Here is a 21,149-nt window from a genome sequence, read left to right as displayed (position 1 = left end):
AAGAGTATTGAACTAATGAAAAGGGAGCAATTATGAAAACAACTGTTGACTACATTACAAAATTAACACAAATCCCATCACCAACTGGTTTTACTAAAACCATTATGGACTATGTTTCAGCTGAATTAAGTAGCTTTGGTTATGAACCCGTTCGGACCAATAAAGGTGGGCTCATGGTTTCTGTCAAAGGTCAAGATGACAGCAAACACCGGGTGGTAACTGCTCATTTAGATACTTTGGGTGCTATGGTTCGAGGCATCAAACCTGACGGTCGTCTAAAGATGGATCTCGTTGGGGGATTTGTCTACAATGCCATTGAAGGGGAAAACTGTATTGTCCATGTGGCCAAAAACGGTAAAGAAATCTCAGGAACGATTCTGATTCACCAAACCTCAGTCCATGTCTATAAAGACGCCGGAACTGCCGAACGTAATCAAGCTAATATGGAAGTTCGACTAGATGAAAAAGTTCGTACTGCAGATGAAACACGCGCCTTAGGCATTGAAGTTGGTGACTTCATTTCTTTCGATCCACGTGTTGTTCTCACTGACTCCGGCTTTATCAAATCACGTCATCTAGATGATAAAGTGTCTGCAGCAATTCTGATTGAATTACTTAAAGAATACAAAGAAAATAATATTACCCTACCATACACCACTCACTTCTACTTCTCAGCCTTTGAAGAAGTTGGACACGGGGCTAATTCAAGCCTTCCAAAAGAGACCGTTGAGTACCTTGCTGTCGACATGGGAGCAATGGGAGATGACCAAACCACAGATGAATATACCGTTTCTATCTGTGTCAAAGATGCATCGGGACCTTACCACTATGACCTACGTCAACACATGGTAGCCCTTTGTTTGGATAATAATATCCCTTATCAATTAGACATCTACCCATACTATGGTTCCGATGCCTCAGCAGCCATGCGTTCAGGAGCTGAAGTCAAACACGCCCTCCTCGGAGCAGGTATTGAATCAAGCCACTCATACGAACGCACCCACCGCGACTCTGTTGAAGCAACTGAAAAACTAGTAGATGCTTACCTCAAGAGCCAAATGATTGATTAGTAGAAAAGAGGAAGATAGATTGACCAAACTCATTCTGATAAGAGGAAATTCTGCTAGTGGAAAAACGAGTTTGGCTAATGCTCTTCAAGCTAGATTGGGCGAGAATACCTTGCTTCTTTCCCAAGACAAGCTCCGTCGAGAAATGTTACTGGCTCATGATGGTTTTGACACGCCAACAATCCCACTATTAATATCCTTGTTAAGTTATGGTATTAAAAACTGTGACTATATCATTTTAGAAGGTATTCTAAAAGCAGATTGGTATTCTCCTGTTTGGGACTTTATCAGCCAACAAAATCAACTTCAAGTCTTTGCTTATTATTATGATGTTCCATTTGAAGAGACATTAAAGCGCCATTCAGCCAGAAGTAAGGCCGAAGAGTTTGGCGCGGAGGCTCTGAAAAGGTGGTGGAATCACAAAGACTTCCTAGGGATAATCCCCGAAAAGACTTTCGACAAAACAGTCACCCTTCAAGAAGCTCTCGATAACATTTTGCAAGATATTAAAAAAGGTCAGGAATAATTTCCTGACCTTTTTAATCACTTAGCCACTCTGTTTCGACTGACAAGCCAAAATGGTCACTAACCACAGGGGCAGTACCACCTTCAAAAGTAATTTCTGAATTTTTAACCAGAAAATCCTTGCTCATAAAAGCATGGTCCACTTTAAAGGCCTGATCATTTTCTTCCCAACCATCAATATCAGCCACAATACTATGATTTCCAAAGACATGCTCAGCAACCTTATGACTATCTTGCAGCTCCAAAGGACTAGCCATTACCATTTGGTAACCCGGACCATCAGTGGGATTATTGAAATCCCCCATCAGCATTAAAGGAAGATCTAGGTCAGCTAAGCGTCCTTCCAAAACAGCCCACTCTTCTTCAAAACCTTTACCAAACCAAGACAAATGAAGAGACGTCACAGCAACTGGACGGTCTTCAACTATCGTCTCTGCCAAAAGGACTCGTCTTGTGTGGAAATCATACTCATCGTTTGCCTCAGTTACCAAAAGGTCTTCAATCTTAATTGGATTTTTTGAAAGAATCGCTACGCCCTCATGATAAATGTCATAACCAATATGATTATAAGCCCAAGACCAATAGTAATTTTGGCCCCGCTTTGCTAAATAATTAACTAATAAGAGAGCAAAATTATCCTTATGCAATTCAGGCATCCCAGGAATTTCTTGATAGTAATAGTCTTCAGGAGCTACTTCGCTGGTCATTAACTGATTGATTTCTTGTAAGCAGATCAAATCATATTTTTCAGCTAAGATATGTTCTGCCAAGTCAAATAATTTCTTTAAAGCATTAACTTCCATCCATGAATGCGTATTAAGCGTTAACCACTTTGCCATCATTTTCCTCTCTCTAAACGGATAAGAGAGTCATTCTCATCCCTTTTAAATGAGGTGAGAATGACTCTATTATCTCTTACATTTTAACAGTAGCTACTTGTTTTTTAGCAGCTTGTTGCCCTTGGGCAGTCAATGTGACTTCTTTGACAAGTTCCTGATTGGTGAAAACCACAACGATAGTTGATTCTTTCCCTGCAGACTTGATTGCTTGATAGTCAACTTTGATTAAAAGGTCACCAGCTTCAACTTTTTGACCAGTCTCAACTTGCAAATCAAATGGAACACCGTCCAAGTCTACAGTATCTAAGCCAACATGTACTAAAACTTCCAAACCAGAATCCGTTAAGATACCTAGGGCATGTTTAGTTGGGAAAATACTGGTTATAGTACCTGTAACCGGAGCAAATACTTCAGAAGAACTTGGTTCAACCGCAAAGCCATCCCCCATCATTTTACCAGCAAATACTTGGTCTTTCACTTCTGTGATTGGAATGACTTGACCATCAGCCACCGAAAGGATGTCCTCTGAAATACCTTTTGAAACAGTATTTGTTTCTTCTGATGCTTTAGCTGAGAAATCAGACTGCGGAATTGCGACATCCGAGTCAAGTAAATCTTGAACATCCGATTTTAAAATATCAGCTTTTGGACCATAAACAGCTTGGACCCCTGAACCTTTAACGATGAGTCCCATAGCACCTGCTTTTTTCCAAGCGGCTTCATTACCTACGGCTTGTGCATCCTTAACAGAAACACGAAGTCGTGTCATACAAGCATCCACATCAGTAATATTCTCAGCACCACCAAGGAGATTAATGATTTGAACAACTTGAGAATTAGCATCAGCTGTTTCTGACGAAGCACTTGTAGTTTCTGTATTTTCCAACATATCAGCATCATAATTACCTAAACGACCAGCAGTTGCCAAGTTCATTTTTTTAATCATGAAATCAGAAATAAAGTACATGATTGCTCCAAAGAGGATTGATACCCATACGAAGTTAAGTAAATCCATACCTAAGCCAGCTTTAAGTGCCATAGGAGTCCGCGTCAATAATTCAATATTACCGAAAGAGTGAACACGTAAGTTTACCAAGTCAACCATGGCAAATGAAGCCCCTTGTACAACAGCATAGACAATGTAAAGAGGCATAGCCGCAAACATGAACATGTATTCAAGTGGCTCAGTAACCCCTGTTAAGAATACCGCTGCTGCAGCTGAAATGAACATCATTTTATATTTAGATTTTTTATCATCATCAACATTGCGATACATAGCTAATGCAACACCCATAAGAGTACCAGTTGCCCCAATCATTTGCCCTACTTTGAAACGTGCAGGTGTAACACTGGTCATTAAATGGTGATAAGCTGATGAATCACTTCCTTTAAGGTTGACTAGGTCTGTTACCCAAGCTAACCAAAGAGGATCTTGACCAAATACTTTAGACCCTTGACTAGCACCGGTCATCACTTCATAAGTTCCACCAAGTGCAGTATAGTTCATTGGAATCGTTAGCATGTGGTGCAAACCAAATGGTAAAAGTAAACGTTCTAAAGTTCCGTATAAGAATGGTGCGAAAAATGGTGCTGTATCTTGAGATGAAGCAATCCATTTACCAAAACCATTAATCCCAGACTGAATAAGAGGCCAAATAACAACTAAAGCTAGTGCCACTAATACAGAACGTAAAATAACCACAAATGGTACGAAACGTTTACCGTTAAAGAAAGTTAACACTTCTGGTAATTTACGATAATTATAATATTTATTGTAAGCAGTAGCTCCAACAAAACCAGCAATAATCCCAACGAAGACTCCAGTATTCAAAGCAGGTGCTTCTAAGACACTAGTAAAGTAATCTTTGACAATCATTTGTGTTCCGAATAAACTAGAAACTTTGGCAGCTGGATTAGCTAACATGGCTGCATTAATACCGAAAAAGGCACCTGTAATACGATTGATGAGAATGAAGGCTAAACCTGAAGCAAAGGCACCACCAGCACGTTCTTTAGCCCAACTACCACCGATCGCTAAAGCAAAAAGCAAGTGCAAGTTAACAATAACTGCCCAACCAATTTGAGCAACAATATTACCTAAAGAAGCAAGAAAAGCTGAATCATGGTTAATCATTGGAATTGAATTTCCAATACTTATCATCAAACCAGCAGCAGGCATTACAGCAATAACGACCATTAAGCATTTGCCAAATTTTTGCCAAAATTCAAAACTAAAAATCTGTTTGACAGACGTCTTCATTTTTTTCTCCTTATTACTCTCAAAAGTGCTTATCATGAAAAATGACAAAACACAGAATTAACAGCAATGCAAACGTTTTACGCAAACGTTTGCGTTTCCTTGACTATATTATATGCTCCTTTTATATTTTTGTAAAGACGTTTTTTAAAAAAATAAAAATCTTCCCCAAAAACGGGAAAGATTAACTTGATTGTCGTTCAATTATAGCATGGGAAACAATAATCGGTTTTTGATAATTTGTTTCACCTTTTAAGAGGAGGTTAGCTGCTTCCTCTCCTAACTGATAAGGAAAAATCTCAACTGAAGTTAGTGATGGATTAGCAATTTTTGCCAAAATGGAATTATTGAAACTAATGATTGCTTTCGAAGCATCTTCTTCATTCAAGAGACCTTGTAATTGAATAGCTGAAATATCATCGCAGGTGACAAAAGCTTCTGTCGGATGTAGATTTAAGTATTCTTTCAATGACTGATTACTTGAGGAACTCTCACTTAATAATTCTTTCAGATGAGCCGTCTGGGCTTTTAAGCCTTTTTTCTTCATCTCTTCAGCGTAGCCCATGTATCGTTCTGCTTGCACAAGTTCGTCCATATCTGTATAGAGATATGTAATGTGTTGGTATCCTTTTTTCAAAAGATAAGATGTGGCATCCTTACCTGCCTGAAGGTTATCATTATTAACATAACGAACATGCTTATTGTCATCATTGTAAGACTGGCCTACAACCACACATTCACTTTTTACAGACATGATATAATCAAAAACTTTATCATGTGTCTTTGAGTAGAGAAAAATGAACTTTGCAATCCGTCCACTTCGAACCATATTCTGGACTGTTGCTAAGAGTTCTTCCTCATAATGACCTGTTGCAAGACTGACCAAATAGCCTTCTTTACTGCAAATTTCCGAAATACCTTGAATAATCTGCATAAAGAATGGGTTATCTCCAAGTTCTTCAGCATTTCCTCTAAATGGCAAAATTATACCAACTGTATTGGATTGTTTTTTGACTAGGTTTTGTGCCGAATAATTGGGGGAATAATCCAATTCCTCCATGGCTTTTCTGACCTTGTCCTTGGTCGCCTGACTAATCATATTATTGTCATGCAAAGCTCTCGAGGCTGTCGAGGGCGAGACCCCAGCCAACTTTGCAACATCTTTAATAGTTACCATATGTTCTCTCTCACTAATAATCCTATTTTTGAGAATCTTTTTATTTATCTAACTCCAGCGCATAGCTGACAGCACTTAAGGCATACAAAGGTGCTGTTTCGGTACGCATGATGCGGGGACCTAAGCCTGCAAGTTGGGCACCGGCTGTTTCAAAGTTTTGGATTTCTTGGGGGGACAAACCACCTTCTGGTCCAAAAATGAAGAGGATTTTGTCGCCTGCTTGACAGGCCTTCAAACCTTTTGCCAGGGTAGCTTGTTCGCCGACCTTAGCGGATTCTTCATAGGCTACGAATACTTGGTCAAAGTCCGACAAGGTCTTAAGAAAGGCTGCCTTTTGTTCAAATAATTGAATGGCTGGAATCAGATTGCGTTTGCTCTGTTCCGCCGCTCCTTGAGCGATTTTCTCCAATTTTTCCTGCTTCTTGACCAATTTTTTGCCGTCCCACTTAGCCACCGACCAGTCTGCGGGGAAGGCCCAAATGGCATGAGCACCTAATTCAGTCGCCTTCTGCGTTACCAATTCTAATTTATCACCTTTGGGAAAGCCAGAGGCAATAGTCACTTGAACCGGCAACTCAACGTTTTGGTCCAGATCTTCAAGAATGGTAAAAGCATGGGCTGCGCTATCAGAAACAACGGCCAACCGCTTCATACCATCTTCAAAAACCAAGTGGAGTTGTTCGCCATCCGTCAACCGCATAACCTGAAACATGTGTTTCAAGGTTTCTTTGTCATCAATCACAATTGGATTTTGAAAAGGACCTTTAATAAAATACTGTTGCATTAGCCACCAATCACTCCTGCTCTATTATCGGTTTTTTTGAAAATGCAGGCATTCCATTCCCCTTGAATCATATGGGTTTCCAGGAAGAAACCAGCATCTTCAGCTGACTTGCGGACCATGTCCCATTTCTCAGAAATAATACCAGACATGATCAAATAGCCTTCGTCTTCAACCAGGCGGTATGCATCCGCAGTCAGATGAATGAGGATGTCGGCAAGAATGTTAGCAACAATAACTTGCGCTTTCTGTTCGACACCTTTTAGAAGGTCACCAGCAGCCACATGAATATTAGACGTCCCTTGGTTTAAGGCGATATTTTCCTCTGCCACGCGCACCGCAACATCATCCAAATCAAAAGCAAAAATTTCCTTGGCCCCTAATAAAGAGCTGGCGATAGACAGAACACCAGACCCGGTACCCACGTCAATAACCGTCTCGCCCCCACGCAGAACCTGCTCCAAGGCAAAAAGACTCATCTTAGTTGTTGGATGCGTCCCAGTCCCAAAGGCCATACCCGGATCCAGACGAATAACCTTTTCCTCAGCCTTAGCCTCATAATCCGTCCAAGAAGGCACAATAGTCAAATCATGCGTAATCCGAGCTGGCTCATAGTATTTCTTCCAATTGTCAGCCCAATCTTCCTCAGCCAAGTCCTGAGCAGACAGGCTAATCTCGCCCGTCTCCAAACCAGAAGCTTTCAAGGCTTGCAAATCTTGCTCAATTTGCGCCCGCAAAGCCTGTAAATCCATATTATCCGGGAAATAGCCCGTAATAGCAACCATTTCCGACTGCTCGACCTCAGGATAGAGCTCGCCAAAACGATCCTCCTGCCTCAAGTAATCAGCACTATCACTAATAGCCACACCCTGACTACCAGCCTCAATCAAAATATTAGAAACAGCTTCCTCCGCCTCACGATGGACTGAAACCGTCAACTCTTGCCAAGTATTCATAAATTCTCCTTAATACCGTGGATAAGCAAAAAATTCAGACTCAAGCAGCTCTTCTTGCCCTTTGGCAAAAGCTTGCGCGTCCCAATCAAGACCGAAATCAACCTTAGTGTCATCTTCTAAGAAATCCATGAGATCGCTCTGCCCCTCAGTCGCTACCTCGTTGAGAAACTGAGCAAAGTACTGCAAGAATTCACGAGACAAGCCCTTCTTAGGCTCATAAGGAATAGCCACCAAGTAGTCTTCCTTATCAAATTGACTCTTTTCAGGATTGTAAAAGAGCACATAGTCTTCAAAAACAATATCCTCTTGCGACACTTCACCCTTGTCATCAATGGTTTCAACCGCCGCCTTGTTTTGAGCCTCCAAAACAAAGGTCACTTCCACCGCATGGTTTTTCTTGTCCCAATCCATTGCGTAGTCATAATTAAAATGCTTGTCCATTTCTTCTTCAATAATCGATAAGAAGCCAAATTTAGCCATAAATATACCTATTCCGTTCTAATGTATTTGACCCTATTGTAGCATAAAAGCAATGATTTTTCTTTAGAAGTCAGAATTGAATATAGAATGAAAAGCATCCAATTTTCCTCCTATAGCCCAATCCTATAGGTCTGCTATTGATCACTATTAATAGACCTTAAAAATGTTATTACCACTACATCTAGCGCTACTATACTAAAAAACTATACTACTATCATTTGATTGACTTTAAGTGGGGGGAAGCTTATAATTATCTCAATTTTAAAAAATGCTTATTAGAAAGTGTGAAAAATATGGCAATTATCGGACAAATCCCAGCTACAAAAATGCGTGGTTACAGCTATTCAATCGCAATCAAACATACGGATCAGATTATTGAATTAGCAGAGAATCCTAATGTGATGGAGCATATCAAGATTATTTCTCATGCTAAAGGAAATAATGTCTATACCGTTCTTTCTCACATCAGTGACAAAAAGCTACGTGAAATGATTATGTCAGAATATAATCTTGAGCTCAACCAGGTCATTTTAACCCCCTTACAAAATTCAGGTCCCCTAGGAGCAATGTAAAACAGATACCCTTTGGGTGTCTGTTTTCACAAAAGAAAGTGTGAAAAATATGATTGAAGTCAGCAATAACTTATTTACAAAATTAGGTGTGTCAGAACAATTTAAGCATCGCCTACTCATTGTCTTTAAAGATGAAAATGCCAAAATTGATGAGTTCCCTGACATTGCTAAACTAAGCGACTGGACCTATGCCGACCACTTGAACGGTTACAAAGGAGAATCCACATTAAGTCTTACTCAAATCCAACAATTATTTAGGAAAGAATATGGATTAAACAAAGAACAGGTTTCTGTTCGAGACATTAGTGGAACATGGGCATCCATATTATAGACAACTTAAAATGGCAGATTTTAAACAAAGTAAGGTATCGTCCTCTAAGTCTTCATTAAAAGTTTAGTCTTTTCACATCTTCCGCTTTTTCATTGATTGGCAAAGCTGATATTGCTATCATGCTCTTATCCAATGGAAATCAGGTAAAATATATGGGAATCGTAATCATTATCTTATTAGTTGTCTTTGCCTGGTCTTGGTCAAAACTAGCCAAGAATTTACAAGATGATATCGATAGGAGGAAACGTTTAGATGAAAAAAATAAGTAACGTTATTCTCTTAATCTTAATTGGATTCCTCGGTGGTATTGGTGGTTCACTTTATAAGGACCATCAGTCCCAAGGGAATGAATGATTCAGTACTCCAATCAATAAGTAATAGACGCCCCTCAAAGGGCGTCTATTAGTCTTTCTCTACTCTTGTAAAAGGGTGAGATTTCCCGATTAAACGAACTTTTTTATCGATATTTCCCGTCGTTGCTCGAACAAATTCTGCCTCGGTAACTTGGTGGTATTGGTGAATCAGTCCAGAAATGTATTCCACTTCCATAATCCCATCTTCCCAGCCCAGCGATTTTACCATTCGCGCGGACACTGCTTGTCGTTTCATAGATTTTTCTTCAATTCCTTTAATAATGACACTATTGTAGCATAAATCGGTCTCAGAAAACTATCGTTGATTAAAGATAAAAACATTTCTCATAATCAAGAACAAATCTTGAATTTCGAATAGCTTAGCAGTAAAATGACCCTATAGGTAGACTAAGGAGAAGACTATGAAAAAACTCAAAACATTAAGACAAGTACAAGTTGCAAAAATTTGTCAATTCTTCATCTTATTTATAGGCATATTTTTTGTATTATTAAAAGATGCAAATTTATCATTTTTTATCATCTTATTAACCTATTGGCTAATAGAGTGGTTTGTCCCCAAAGAATACAAAGGTACTCGTGACCCAGATCAAAAAACGGTCTTCTTTCATCAGATGACACCATTTAAAGAAAATATTGTTATAAACAGTATCCTTTTCGTCTTATTAGTGATGATCATCTGGCTTAGATACCAAATCTTCCCTTAGTCACATCCCCCTTTCCTGAAAGAAAGGGGATTTTTTGATACAATAGAGCCTAAAGAACACGATAAAGGAGGCTCTGATGCCTGATAATTTAGCCTTGAGAATGCGTCCCAGAACTATTGCTGAAGTCATTGGACAGGAACACCTGGTTGGACCTGGGAAGATTATTCGGCGCATGGTCGACGCAAACATGCTATCTTCAATGATTCTATTTGGACCGCCGGGAATTGGTAAAACCTCGATTGCTAGCGCGATTGCAGGGACCACTAAGTTTGCCTTCCGGACCTTCAACGCCACGACCGACACTAAAAAGCGCCTGCAAGAAATTGCTGAAGAAGCCAAGTTTTCTGGTGGTCTGGTGCTGCTCCTAGACGAGATCCATCGCCTGGACAAAACCAAACAGGACTTCCTCTTACCACTTTTGGAAAATGGTAATATCATCATGATTGGTGCCACCACCGAAAACCCCTTCTTCTCGGTTACTCCCGCTATTCGTAGCCGGGTGCAAATCTTCGAGTTGGAGCCTTTGACCAATGAGGCTATCAAAAAAGCTATCGCGACAGCTATCTCCGACAAAGAAAGAGGCTTTGCTTTTGACATCCAGCTTGATCAGGATGCTCTTGATTTTATAGCCACTGCCACAAATGGCGATCTGAGATCTGCCTATAATTCACTAGACCTGGCAGTCATGTCAACCGAACCGGATGCCAATGGTCTCCGCCATATCACTTTGGACACCGTTGAAAACAGTCTCCAACGCAGTTACATCACCATGGATAAAAATGGTGACGGCCACTATGATGTTCTCTCTGCCATGCAAAAGGCCATCCGTGGCTCCGACGTCAATGCTAGTCTCCATTACGCAGCTCGCTTGGTTGAAGCTGGCGACCTGCCAAGTTTAGCTCGACGCTTGACCGTCATTGCCTATGAAGATATCGGCTTAGCCAACCCAGACGCACAAATTCACACCGTTACGGCACTGGAAGCCGCCCAAAAGATTGGTTTTCCGGAAGCCCGAATCCTAATCGCCAACGTAGTTATTGACTTGGCTTTATCGCCAAAGTCAAACTCAGCCTACGTCGCTATGGATACTGCACTCAGTGACCTGAGAAAGTCTGGCAATCTCCCTATTCCAAGACACCTTCGCGATGACCACTATTCCGGCAGCAAAGAACTGGGAAATGCCCAAGACTACCTTTATCCTCATGCCTACCCAGAAAAATGGGTCAAGCAGCAATACCTGCCCGATAAGTTGGTGCACAAAAACTACTTCGAGGCCAATGAGACCGGCAAGTACGAACGGGCCCTAGGCGCCAACAAGGAACGGATTGACAAACTGTCGCAATCATGAAAAAGACTGGAAACAGGCAACCGTTTCCAAAAAAAATGGGATTTTAGCTTGAATTTTTCCCAAAAAGTGGTATGATAAAAGCATAGAAAAACAAGAATCGCTGTGGCATACGAGTTCACATCAATGTGTTGACCGACTATTTCTTTGTATTTTCGGGAAACAAAGCATTTCTCTAGTATGCAAGCCGTATCACGCGGAAGCAACTGCAAAGAGAAATCACGTTACCCACCTGCTCATAATGTGCGGTGTCAATACAAATCGTGAACCACCGGTGCCAATACAGCTTTCTTTTTTGTGCCTCCTTAGCTCAGTTGGTAGAGCAGTAGACTCTTAATCTATGGGTCACAGGTTCGAGCCCTGTAGGGGGCATCATACTATACATAAAAAAGCCTTTATTTAAAGGCTTTTTTCCTTGTCTAAAGAGGATTTGTCCCATCATTTATCCCCGAAAAACATCTTAATTTAAATTTCAATGACAAATTTACAATCTTACTTATATGCTAGTTCTCTTCCACAAATTTTTTTACAGTTTTCTTTATTTCAGCTCCATGTCCCTCCATCAAATGTCCCCCATTTTTGAAGATCTTTTTTGTTAACCTTGGATACCTATAAAGAGATTGTTTAACGTGACCTTGTGGAGCGGAGTATGGTGCAACTTTATCATCTTCTGAATGTATGATCAATGTCGGTACTTTTAAATCTTCAATCCTATAATCGTTAAAATTAACTGCCATATCTCGATTGGTAATGTCACTATCTATATTGACACCTTTTGCTCTTTTATCAATCGGAAACATTTGATAAATCGTACTTGGCTTCATCCCCATCGTTTGATCAAAAAATGGTGATATTAACCACATTGCAATATTATTATTTAAAAATTCAGGAGGTCCCAATCGCTTTGGAACATGATTAGGTTTTTTGTCCCAAGGAGAAGCTGAACTATATAAAATTAGTCCTCTACATCTCTCTGGATGATCAAGAGCAAATTTTATAGCAACTGTTCCACCTGCAGACGTACCAACTACAAATACCTTATCAATATTTAAATGGTTCAACAGTTCAATAAAGGAACTAACTTGTTCTTCAGGACTTCCATTTCCTTTTATATCACTGCCTAGATAACCAAATCGAGACGGAGCAATTATTCGATAAGTATCAGAAAAATCTTTTAGATTATTAAAGGCTTGATCATAACCACCATATAATCCATGAACGGAAAGTAAGATGTTTTCACTATTACCATGGTCTAAATATGTTACTTTCCCATAACTTAGCTTTACTTCTCGATGGTCTAAATGTGTTAACTTTTTTTCAGATTTATTTAAAGCTTTAAAAAACGATATCATGTTGAAAATAACAAATAAACATAATAGGGTTAGAAATACATTGAATATTTTTTTCATTTTTCATTTCTCATTTCCATATATGCATAATAAAAATCAGTTACCATTAATTCTATTTCTTTTTTTGCCTCATCAATTTTTTCATGATCAAGGTCGTATTTCTGTAATAAGAAAAATATAGGTGAGTAAAATTTCACCGCTAACACATGCGAGTTATTTTTGGGTATTACTTTATTAGTAATCATCATTTTAAAAATTTCTTCTTCCTGAGTGATAACAGATTCAATATATATTTCTTTGAATTGTATATCCAGTTCTGGAGAATTATATCTTTCAATCATTAATAGTTTTCTAAAATTAGATACAAAGTAGTCCGATAAATGATACTCAAAAAGTTGTATAGTATTATTTATCATTTCAACTAATGTGACTTTACTATAATATGTTTGTATTTCATTATTATCAGGTAGACCAATAATTGAACTCTTAGCACGTATTTTCTCATAAAAAGTATCACAACATGCATCAAAGATAGCTTGTTTACTCTTGTAATGTTTATATAATGATGGCGTTTTTATCCCTACTGCTTCTGCTATTTCATTCATATACACAGAATCAAAACCTTTTCTAGAAAATAACCCTAATGCTTCATAAATTATCTTTTCTTTTGTATTCATATTATCTCCAATTAAGCTAATTCAAATTAGCCTATTTTAATTATACTACTTATAGTTTCAATATCAAGTAGAATAATAATATAATGATTAACAAAGCTTTATATATCAATTTGATATTTATCTTTTCAATCTATCAGACGTTGTTAAAACTGCATCTCCTTAATTTGGTACAGTGCTATTTTAAGGTAAACTATGAAAAGGCAACACTTTTCTGTACAAAATTTATAAAGTGTTTTTCTAGGCAATTAATCTTTTAGTCATTGGTGTTTGGTAGTTGAGACTACCATGAATTCGGTAGTAATTCCACCAATGAACATAGTCTTTAGTCTTAAGAGCTAGTTCTTCCAGCGATTGAAAGGTTTCTTGATAAACAAATTCAATTTTGAAAGCACGATACGTACTTTCAGCTACGGCATTGTCATAAGGACAACCAGCCTGACTAAGCGAACGTTTGATTCCAAAGGCTTCCAACATTTCATCAATTAACTGATTATCAAACTCTTTGCCACGATCTGAATGGAACATCTTGACTTTGGTCAGGGCGTAAGGGATGCTTTGTATGGCTTCCTTAACGAGTTCAGCGGTCTTGTGCCAACCAAGAGACAGACCGGTTGTATAGGTCAATGATGAGGCAAACATAAGCCCAACGATTGCCTACACGAACATAGGTTAAGTCAGTTACTAAGACTTGTAGTGGTCTTTCTTGCTTAAATTGCCTGTCTAAGTGGTTGGGAATAGAGGCTTCATTCTTGCCTCTGGAATGTGGTTTGAAGGTGGCTTTCTGATAAACAGAAACCAAATTGAGTCGCTTCATGATGCGTCGAATCCGACGACGTGAAAGTGTGATGCCTTCGTTATTCAAACATATTTTGATTTTTCTGGATCCGTATCTGGATTCGCTCTCGAGGAAAATTCTTTTAATAGTTCTTAAAACTCCGTTTCAGATACTGACTCCACGGCTTGATAGTAATAACTTGAGCGTGGCATATTCAGCCAGCGACACATCTTTGAAATGCTGTATTTATCCTTATTAGCAGTGATTATTTCCCTTTTTGTGCCATAATCACCGCCGCTTGCTTTAGGATATCTAATTGCATTTCGAGTTATTTCGAGTTCTTTATTGCGTTTCCTGAGTTCAATCAGCTCCCGCTGTTCATCTGTCAGATTATCAACAGACTTGAATGAACCTGTTGTTTTGGCTTGTCTGACCCACTTATCGAAGGTGGAAGGGGTTAACTCATATTCCTTGATGAGACTACTACGCTTTCTACCAGCATTGTAAAGGTCAACAATTTGTTGCTTAAAATCATCGGTGAAGTGACGACGTACTTTTCTAGACATGGTTTTTCTCCTATTTTTCTTAAGTGTAGAACACTTTATAATTTCTGTCTAGTTTAGTGTAACCTATTCAATTTATATTATATCCGCTCTATCAATATTACAAGTTGCAGATATCTTTACAAATAATTTAATATATATTGGTACAATAGGTATCTTGATTCTACTTTTGTTATTTTTTCAATATTTTAGAGGAAGAATTTAAAAATTCTAATGATAATTCGTAAATAATGAATAAATTTACTAATAAATTATTTGAATACGGACTTAAAATCAATAAAAAATAAGTTAAAACTAATCTTTCCACCCAATACTATCGTCGATAAAAAATGAAATAAATTTGTTCCATTTTTGTTCCATATTAATAAAAGTTTGATTATTTTTCATAAAATATGAAAAATTTAATTACCTATAAAAATACATAGTGACAGTAGAAATCATTATCATAGGATTGACTCTCTATGTAGGGGGCACTAATAATATAGTTGAAAACCTTAATTTTAAAGGTTTTTTTCTTTGTTTTTTAAATTTGTTCTAAATTTGTTCTAGAAAATTTATTTTTAAAAATTTACTTTAAGAAACTAAATTCCTAACAGTTTCATATTCTTTATTGATTACCGCTGTCAAAACACGACCATAAGTCTCTAGTAACTGTGTAATATCCTTATGACCCATTAACTTTGCAACTACCTAAATATCTACACCTTTTGCTAATAAGTAACTTCCATAAGTATGCCTTGCACCTGTTGCCGTCATTTTTGAATTAATATTTAATATTTTTAAAACATTTTTTAAGACTTTTATTTATCGCACTATTTGTCGAAACACCATATCTATAGTCATAAAATATTTGATTATTCATGTTTACAATTTTTAAATTTTTCAACATAACTTGCTGATCATCATACAACCGACTTAATATTAAAGCTATGATTTTAGGTGTTGTTCCATCATATCAATCATATATTCTGGCAAAGTAAATTCTTCACGTCTCTTAAGTAAACTATTTAACTCTCCAGCTTTCTCCCAAGCTTTCTCCCAAGCTTGATCATAAGAATGACCTACTAGTAATTCTGATAACTCATGAGCTACATTTAACAATTTTTTATCTGCTTCTGAACGTGTATTTGACATTTTGTTTTTCCTCTTTTTCTTTTTTTATATTCAATACCAATAAATCAACTTATGACGGTTGGGCACCTTATTTTCATAATTTCTCCCACAAAAAAAGAACCCTTAGGTCCTCTTTTTTTTCTTTTTATAATGATTTCAAATATATTTTTTCCTATCCCGTTATCATAATTAAATAAGAATTCAATAACTCCTCAGCTGATAGTCTTTGTTTTGGCCTTTGATGAAGCCACCATTTTACAGTTTCAATAAAACTAGACAAAACAAATTGCATTATAAATTCTTCTGATAGCTGTTTACTAACTATGTAATCTTGACGTAATTTGGGATAAACATCATGTACTAATTCGCTTTTAAAACGTAATAAAAAGTATGGATCATTGGATAATAATAATGTAGCAATACTATTTATGTTTTGCTCAAAATGTTTCAAGATATGTATTAGGTATTCTTTTAAAGTAACATTACTTTTTTGTTTAAACAAATGATGAAATAGTTCTTCACAAAGTTCTTTTAATAATACTTCTTTACTCTCATAGTGTGAATAAAAAGTAGTTCTTCCTACATTCGCAAGACTTATAATATCTTGAACAGTTATTTGTGAGTAATCATCCTCTTGTAATAACTGAATAAAAGCATTGTAAATTGCTGATTTGGTTTTTTGAATCTGTCTATTCATATTTTTACGGACACTTTCTATTTTCTGTTCTATAATGAACAGATGTTCATTATTGTTTCTAGCAACTTTCTATTATTTTATAGATAATAGACTCAAAGAATATATTTTAATATTAGTATAACAAAAGGAGTGACACATGACATCAAGTAAAAAAATTATGATTGTTTTTATTTTAAATCTTTGTTTTTCAATTATTGAGTTCATTTATGGAAATATTTTTCTTTCAGGAGCTATATTGGCTGACTCTATTCATGATTTTGGAGATGCTATAGCCATTGGCTTTTCAGCTTTCTTAGAAAAAACAGCTTCTAGAAATGAAGATTCTAAATTTTCATTAGGTTATAAAAGATTTAGCCTATTAGGTGCTTTAATAACCAGTTTAATTCTTCTAAGCGGTTCCTCTTGGGTCATTATTGAAAATATCCCCAAATTATGGAACCCTAAATTTGTTAATTATCAAGGAATGACGATATTATCTATTATCGCCATTTTTGTCAATGGTTTAGCCAGTATTGCCACCCACTCAGGAAAAACTAAAAATGAAGAAATTCTTAGTCTTCATTTCTTAGAAGATATACTTGGATGGATTGCTATTCTCATTCTATCGCTTATCCTAAATTTGAAACCTTGGTACTTTCTTGATCCTTTATTATCAATTTTAATTTCTATTTTCATATTATCAAAGGCAACACCAAAATTTATATCTAATTTGAAAATCTTTTTAGATGGTGTCCCTGATTCCATTAACTACCAATCTCTATCTTATGATTTAAAACAAGTACCTCACATCAAGTCTATTAATCAACTCAATGTTTGGTCAATGGATGGCATCGATAATAAAATAATTATTCATTGTTGCTTAACCAATTATAATTTTAAAGATGAATGCAAACAATCTATTAGGCAAATTTGTAAAAACTACAATATTTCTTCTATCACTATTGAAATTGATACCTCAATAGAAGATCATAAAAAGCTTTGCAATACTAATTAATGCTTATTTCTAACAACTTTTCAATCATATTCCTCACCTCTAAATATTTCTATTTTCATCAAAATTCTTTTTTCAAAACGATATTTACCAGCTAAACGAATAACTATCTCCTTTTGTTTTTCTAGAGATTGCATAACCAAACCAAACTTAAGTAACTTTCGTTTCAATGTTGTCAACTGTTGGAGTCTATCTTCATATTCTTTCTTAACTTCATAGAAACCACCATAGCCAAATTGAATGAGATCAAAAATATCTTTTTGATAGTCACTTAATTCACCTTGATTAATTTCAGGATAATAAAACTCTCGATCAGAAATCATAGAAATAAGTAAATCTATCATTTTTTCTAAATTATTTTGCCTATAAATAATATAAGCAAACTCTCTATTACTATACAAAACTTTCCTCCTACAAAATACCTAAACTAGCTTTAATACCATCAAGTATCTTTTCACCACGTTCATTTACTTCACCAGAATTAATAATGGTTTGTAAATAATCACCTTCAACAATCATGTCATACTCTCTAATCATAGCTAAAGAAGGTGATACAGAATCATTTAACCAACGTAACGTTCGTTCAATACTATAAGCTTCTGGTTTAGTGACAAATTTTAAAGGCTCAACACCACCAAACATTAATTGCCATTTTTTATCTGCTTTAAAAGTTCCATAAGCATTTTTTCCATCATAAACATCTATTTTACTAACTATTAAACCTCTTGAAATTTCACCAATTGGAACTCCAGAAATAAATTCATCCACAACTACATTAGCTTTACTTTGAGATAAGCGTATTTCATAACGATTCCACAACTCAAAAATTTCTAATGCTTCTTCAACAGTAATTCCTTCCTGCTTTGCAATTTCATAACGTTTTTCATAAAAGTTAAAATACATTTCTGATTGACGACTACCAAAATAAAGCGATATGCCTTGTCTATTCTGCTCAATCTCTTCCACATTCGAAAAATTTAAAGAACCGCCACCTACATAATTCCAAGTTCTCAAACTTTCAAAATCTAACTCTTGACGATAATATTTTGCAATCATATCCGATAGTAAAAATTGCTCATCTTCTCTGTCATAGCCTAGATACAATTCATCAACTATTACTTTAACTTTGAAAGTATCCAACATTTTGTAGTTGATCTAATTGTCTTTTTTGTAAATTGTTGCTTTCTGAAAACAATTGATTTGCTCTACTCAGCTCCTCTTGTCTTTCATAATCTACCAAATTCATAGCATTTTCCTCAATCATAAACTACTAGTTTTCAAAAATTTTTAATAATAACATGAAAGCACTTACTTTAACAGCTGAAATTTGCAAGATACAACCTTAAAAGATCAGTTTTAGGGTAGTTTAAAAGCACTAAAAAATATTTAGCACTTTTAAACTATTTTATTCATTTTTAAATAATTTCGTGATTTACGATATAGAAGTTCAGTATCACCGTTCTGCTATTCGTTTTGTTATATATATTTCACTTTATATTTCTTAATCTTCGTTTATCCAAATTTATCCTTTTAATTCAATCCAATAGTCCATTTAAAAAGAGTCTCATCCTTGTCAAGTTGGAACAATGTTTCCATCTCACTTTTAGATAATTCAAAATCAAATAAAGATATATTTTCAATCAATCTCTCTTCTCGTCTTGTTTTGGGAATCACAGATATACCTCGTTGTATCATAAAACGTAAGACTACTTGAGCTGGAGTTTTACTGTAATGGTCTGCTATAGATGATATTTCGGATATTTTTGTTAAATCTACTTTATTTTGTGATAATGGCGACCATGCCTGGATCAATGTTCCTTGTGTCGATAAGAAATTTTGAAATGATTGTCGTTGGAAAAACAAGTGAGATTCAATTTGATTAACAGCAGGAATGATCTTACAATTTTCTAGTATTCTTTGGTAATTGTTTTTATTATAATTGGAAAGTCCAATGGCCTTTATTTTTCCTTCTTTTAAAGCTTCTTCCATGGCACGATAAATTTCTACATCCGATGAGTAAGGTTCATGGATAAGTAGTAAATCAAGATAATCAACATTTAAGTTACTTAAGGATTGGTTTATTCGATCTTTGGCTTTTTGATAACTGTTACTTCTACTATCTAGTTTTGTTGTTATGAAAAGACTTTCGCGATTCATTTTACTATTAGCAATTGCAAAACCTACTTCTCTTTCATTATCATACATCTGAGCTGTATCTATTAATTGATAGCCATTATCAATAGCTTTTGAAACTGTATCTACGCATTCTTGCCCAGAAAGGTTCCATGTCCCCAGTCCGACAATAGGCATTTTTGCCCCAGTATTTAATGTGAGATATTCCAAAATTTTTCACCTTAATCTTTCATTTTACTTTCGGATGTTAATTCAAAAATATGTTTATTTAATTGTGTAATAAAATAATCTAGTTTCTTATCGAGATTTTTTGTTTTACGCCAAATCAGTTTTGATTCAATATATATATATATGGTTCCAAAACTCTAAAACAAAGGTCTTTATCTTCACTCATGACTGATCCTTTATTTATTATTGCATATCCAAATTCTTTTTTCACCATTAATGATGCTATTTGAAAACTCGAAAAATGTCCAAAAATATTTGATGCTTGAAAATCAATAAAATTTGAAAGTGCATTAATTAATTGTACCACATTTGGTATTAAAAGTGATTCATTAATAAGTTGATCAAAAGTTATCTAGGAAAAACCAGATAAGATATCATCTTTACTCATAAGAACTCCTAACACGTCAACATAAGGAAAGACTTAATGGACATCTTAAAAAACTATTTAAAGTACTAACACTTATACTAAAATCTTGTAAAATACCGTCTATATTTTCATTTGAAATATTTCTCATATTCTGAAAAATCTTCATCACCAAAAAAATCTTTTATACTTTCAGGATCATCAACTCTTATTCTAATTCCTTTAAATTTTAATTCTACTAATTTTTGAAATTCCTCATCAGAAATAGATATTTTATTTTTTATATCAAAAGGAATACTTTGAGTTTTAACAGACTGAATCAAAAACAATTTTACTGCTGTCACATATCCAAACCCAAAGATTGGAAAAGTTCTATAGCATCATCTCTCAATTGATCATCAACTCTTATTGCAACTGTTGACATAATATCACTTCGATTTTTCATTGAATAATAATTGTATCACTATTAGCAATACCAGATAAATATCAGCTTTAAATTTAATCATGATGCCTTTAAAGCAAACATTTTTAAAATTGTCATTATATCAGATATTTAATAAAAATATAAAGTTTATCATTGGACTATTAGATTTTCAAACTATTTTTTACATAAAAAGCTGTCCAATTTTGGACAGCTTTTAGTTTATAAGTAAAGGGTATCTTACAATATTATATGGGGAATCTTTTATTCATAGGAGAGAGAAAGAGAGCTTCCCTAAAAATGTTATAAAAGCAAATATAATATTTCAAATACCCCATATTAATTATAAAGAAAATTTATTAATTTTTAAGACTTTTTAAGATTATTTTATTCATTTTCATTCTTTTTTTTCATACCAATAATTAATAAT

At 35.6% G+C, this 21,149-nt stretch carries 19 protein-coding genes, 1 tRNA gene, 1 other RNA gene and 5 pseudogenes; 9 read left to right on the top strand and 17 right to left on the bottom strand.

From position 1 onward, the window contains the following. The first annotated feature begins 32 nt into the window (after window positions 1-32). Together A9Q68_RS09370 and A9Q68_RS09365 are read left to right on the top strand one after the other, a co-directional pair. Window positions 33-1,070, top strand: a complete 1,038-nt coding sequence (locus A9Q68_RS09370; protein WP_071794431.1) for a M42 family metallopeptidase — start codon at window positions 33-35, stop codon at window positions 1,068-1,070. A gap of 19 nt (window positions 1,071-1,089) precedes the next feature. Then, window positions 1,090-1,593, top strand: a complete 504-nt coding sequence (locus A9Q68_RS09365; RefSeq protein WP_071794533.1) for a kinase — start codon at window positions 1,090-1,092, stop codon at window positions 1,591-1,593. A 13-nt stretch (window positions 1,594-1,606) separates the two neighbouring features. Here the strand turns inward: A9Q68_RS09365 and A9Q68_RS09360 are convergent, their stop codons facing one another. The 6 genes from A9Q68_RS09360 to A9Q68_RS09335 all read right to left on the bottom strand — a co-directional run bounded on the left by A9Q68_RS09360 (window position 1,607) and on the right by A9Q68_RS09335 (window position 8,082). Beyond that, window positions 1,607-2,431: an endonuclease/exonuclease/phosphatase family protein gene (locus A9Q68_RS09360; RefSeq protein ID WP_071794430.1), complete on the bottom strand. Its 825-nt coding sequence runs from the start codon at window positions 2,429-2,431 to the stop codon at window positions 1,607-1,609. Between the two features lie 76 nt (window positions 2,432-2,507). Continuing rightward, window positions 2,508-4,691 carry a PTS transporter subunit IIBC gene (locus A9Q68_RS09355; protein ID WP_071794429.1) on the bottom strand — a complete coding sequence of 728 codons (2,184 nt, stop codon included), beginning with the start codon at window positions 4,689-4,691 and terminating at the stop codon, window positions 2,508-2,510. 181 nt (window positions 4,692-4,872) lie between these two features. Continuing rightward, window positions 4,873-5,865 (bottom strand): LacI family DNA-binding transcriptional regulator, encoded by a 993-nt coding sequence (locus tag A9Q68_RS09350; protein WP_071794428.1) that lies wholly within the window; start codon window positions 5,863-5,865, stop codon window positions 4,873-4,875. A 40-nt stretch (window positions 5,866-5,905) separates the two neighbouring features. Beyond that, on the bottom strand, window positions 5,906-6,649 hold the full coding sequence (locus A9Q68_RS09345; protein WP_071794427.1) for a 16S rRNA (uracil(1498)-N(3))-methyltransferase: 744 nt from the start codon (window positions 6,647-6,649) through the stop codon (window positions 5,906-5,908). Further along, window positions 6,649-7,602 (bottom strand): 50S ribosomal protein L11 methyltransferase, encoded by a 954-nt coding sequence (prmA, locus tag A9Q68_RS09340; protein WP_071794426.1) that lies wholly within the window; start codon window positions 7,600-7,602, stop codon window positions 6,649-6,651. The genes A9Q68_RS09345 and prmA overlap by 1 nt, the downstream gene beginning before the upstream one ends. 9 nt (window positions 7,603-7,611) lie before the next feature. Next, complete coding sequence (locus tag A9Q68_RS09335; RefSeq protein ID WP_071794425.1) at window positions 7,612-8,082, bottom strand: DUF3013 family protein; 471 nt, start codon at window positions 8,080-8,082, stop codon at window positions 7,612-7,614. A gap of 293 nt (window positions 8,083-8,375) precedes the next feature. Here A9Q68_RS09335 and A9Q68_RS09330 point away from each other — a divergent pair, with 293 nt between their 5' ends. Both A9Q68_RS09330 and A9Q68_RS09325 read left to right on the top strand, forming a co-directional pair. Then, the gene (locus A9Q68_RS09330) at window positions 8,376-8,654 is read left to right on the top strand and encodes a hypothetical protein (RefSeq protein ID WP_071794424.1); all 279 of its coding nucleotides are present in this window, start codon (window positions 8,376-8,378) and stop codon (window positions 8,652-8,654) included. Between the two features lie 40 nt (window positions 8,655-8,694). After that, window positions 8,695-8,985 carry a hypothetical protein gene (locus A9Q68_RS09325; protein ID WP_131814178.1) on the top strand — a complete coding sequence of 97 codons (291 nt, stop codon included), beginning with the start codon at window positions 8,695-8,697 and terminating at the stop codon, window positions 8,983-8,985. Window positions 8,986-9,387: 402 nt separating this feature from the next. Here A9Q68_RS09325 and A9Q68_RS09320 read toward each other — a convergent pair whose 3' ends face one another. Next, window positions 9,388-9,567 (bottom strand): hypothetical protein, encoded by a 180-nt coding sequence (locus tag A9Q68_RS09320; RefSeq protein WP_129587073.1) that lies wholly within the window; start codon window positions 9,565-9,567, stop codon window positions 9,388-9,390. Between the two features lie 193 nt (window positions 9,568-9,760). On the opposite strand from A9Q68_RS09320, the gene A9Q68_RS09315 reads away from it, so the two are divergent. The 4 genes from A9Q68_RS09315 (at window position 9,761) to A9Q68_RS09300 (ending at window position 11,780) form a co-directional block, all read left to right on the top strand. Next, window positions 9,761-10,063, top strand: a complete 303-nt coding sequence (locus A9Q68_RS09315) for a hypothetical protein (protein WP_071794421.1) — start codon at window positions 9,761-9,763, stop codon at window positions 10,061-10,063. A gap of 76 nt (window positions 10,064-10,139) precedes the next feature. After that, window positions 10,140-11,411 carry a replication-associated recombination protein A gene (locus A9Q68_RS09310; protein WP_071794420.1) on the top strand — a complete coding sequence of 424 codons (1,272 nt, stop codon included), beginning with the start codon at window positions 10,140-10,142 and terminating at the stop codon, window positions 11,409-11,411. Between the two features lie 94 nt (window positions 11,412-11,505). Next, window positions 11,506-11,701, top strand: a non-coding RNA gene (gene ssrS / locus A9Q68_RS09305) — 6S RNA. A gap of 6 nt (window positions 11,702-11,707) precedes the next feature. Then, window positions 11,708-11,780: transfer RNA gene (locus tag A9Q68_RS09300), tRNA-Lys, on the top strand. Window positions 11,781-11,911: 131 nt separating this feature from the next. Here A9Q68_RS09300 and A9Q68_RS09295 read toward each other — a convergent pair. From A9Q68_RS09295 to A9Q68_RS09265, 6 genes and pseudogenes are all read right to left on the bottom strand, one after another. After that, on the bottom strand, window positions 11,912-12,817 hold the full coding sequence (locus tag A9Q68_RS09295) for an alpha/beta fold hydrolase (protein WP_071794419.1): 906 nt from the start codon (window positions 12,815-12,817) through the stop codon (window positions 11,912-11,914). After that, the gene (locus tag A9Q68_RS09290; RefSeq protein WP_071794418.1) at window positions 12,814-13,434 is read right to left on the bottom strand and encodes a TetR/AcrR family transcriptional regulator; all 621 of its coding nucleotides are present in this window, start codon (window positions 13,432-13,434) and stop codon (window positions 12,814-12,816) included. The genes A9Q68_RS09295 and A9Q68_RS09290 overlap by 4 nt, the downstream gene beginning before the upstream one ends. Window positions 13,435-13,671: 237 nt before the next feature. Next, window positions 13,672-14,775 (bottom strand): annotated as a pseudogene (locus A9Q68_RS10610) (IS3 family transposase). A gap of 570 nt (window positions 14,776-15,345) precedes the next feature. Further along, a pseudogene (locus A9Q68_RS09275) lies at window positions 15,346-15,703 on the bottom strand (tyrosine-type recombinase/integrase); the annotation flags it as partial. Continuing rightward, a pseudogene (locus tag A9Q68_RS09270) lies at window positions 15,703-15,906 on the bottom strand (hypothetical protein); the annotation flags it as partial. The pseudogenes A9Q68_RS09270 and A9Q68_RS09275, both read right to left, overlap by 1 nt. A gap of 151 nt (window positions 15,907-16,057) precedes the next feature. Next, the gene (locus A9Q68_RS09265) at window positions 16,058-16,582 is read right to left on the bottom strand and encodes a TetR/AcrR family transcriptional regulator (RefSeq protein WP_071794417.1); all 525 of its coding nucleotides are present in this window, start codon (window positions 16,580-16,582) and stop codon (window positions 16,058-16,060) included. A 136-nt stretch (window positions 16,583-16,718) separates the two neighbouring features. Between A9Q68_RS09265 and A9Q68_RS09260 the strand changes: the two genes are divergently transcribed. After that, entirely contained in the window at window positions 16,719-17,576 is an 858-nt protein-coding gene (locus A9Q68_RS09260; RefSeq protein WP_071794416.1) for a cation diffusion facilitator family transporter, read from the top strand. 20 nt (window positions 17,577-17,596) lie between these two features. Here A9Q68_RS09260 and A9Q68_RS09255 read toward each other — a convergent pair whose 3' ends face one another. The 4 genes and pseudogenes from A9Q68_RS09255 to A9Q68_RS10990 form a co-directional block, all read right to left on the bottom strand. Further along, complete coding sequence (locus A9Q68_RS09255; protein WP_071794415.1) at window positions 17,597-17,974, bottom strand: hypothetical protein; 378 nt, start codon at window positions 17,972-17,974, stop codon at window positions 17,597-17,599. Window positions 17,975-17,984: 10 nt separating this feature from the next. Beyond that, window positions 17,985-18,686, bottom strand: a pseudogene (locus A9Q68_RS09250) (replication initiation factor domain-containing protein); the annotation flags it as partial. 417 nt (window positions 18,687-19,103) lie between these two features. Next, the gene (locus A9Q68_RS09245; protein ID WP_071794414.1) at window positions 19,104-19,916 is read right to left on the bottom strand and encodes an aldo/keto reductase; all 813 of its coding nucleotides are present in this window, start codon (window positions 19,914-19,916) and stop codon (window positions 19,104-19,106) included. A gap of 513 nt (window positions 19,917-20,429) precedes the next feature. Next, a pseudogene (locus A9Q68_RS10990) lies at window positions 20,430-20,722 on the bottom strand (type II toxin-antitoxin system RelB/DinJ family antitoxin). Between the last annotated feature and the right edge of the window lie 427 nt (window positions 20,723-21,149).

The sequence above is a fragment of the Streptococcus bovimastitidis genome (genome assembly GCF_001885095.1).
GTDB classification, from domain to species: domain Bacteria; phylum Bacillota; class Bacilli; order Lactobacillales; family Streptococcaceae; genus Streptococcus; species Streptococcus bovimastitidis.
Note: the sequence above shows the minus strand (reverse complement) of the source record. Positions and strands in the feature narration are given on the sequence as shown.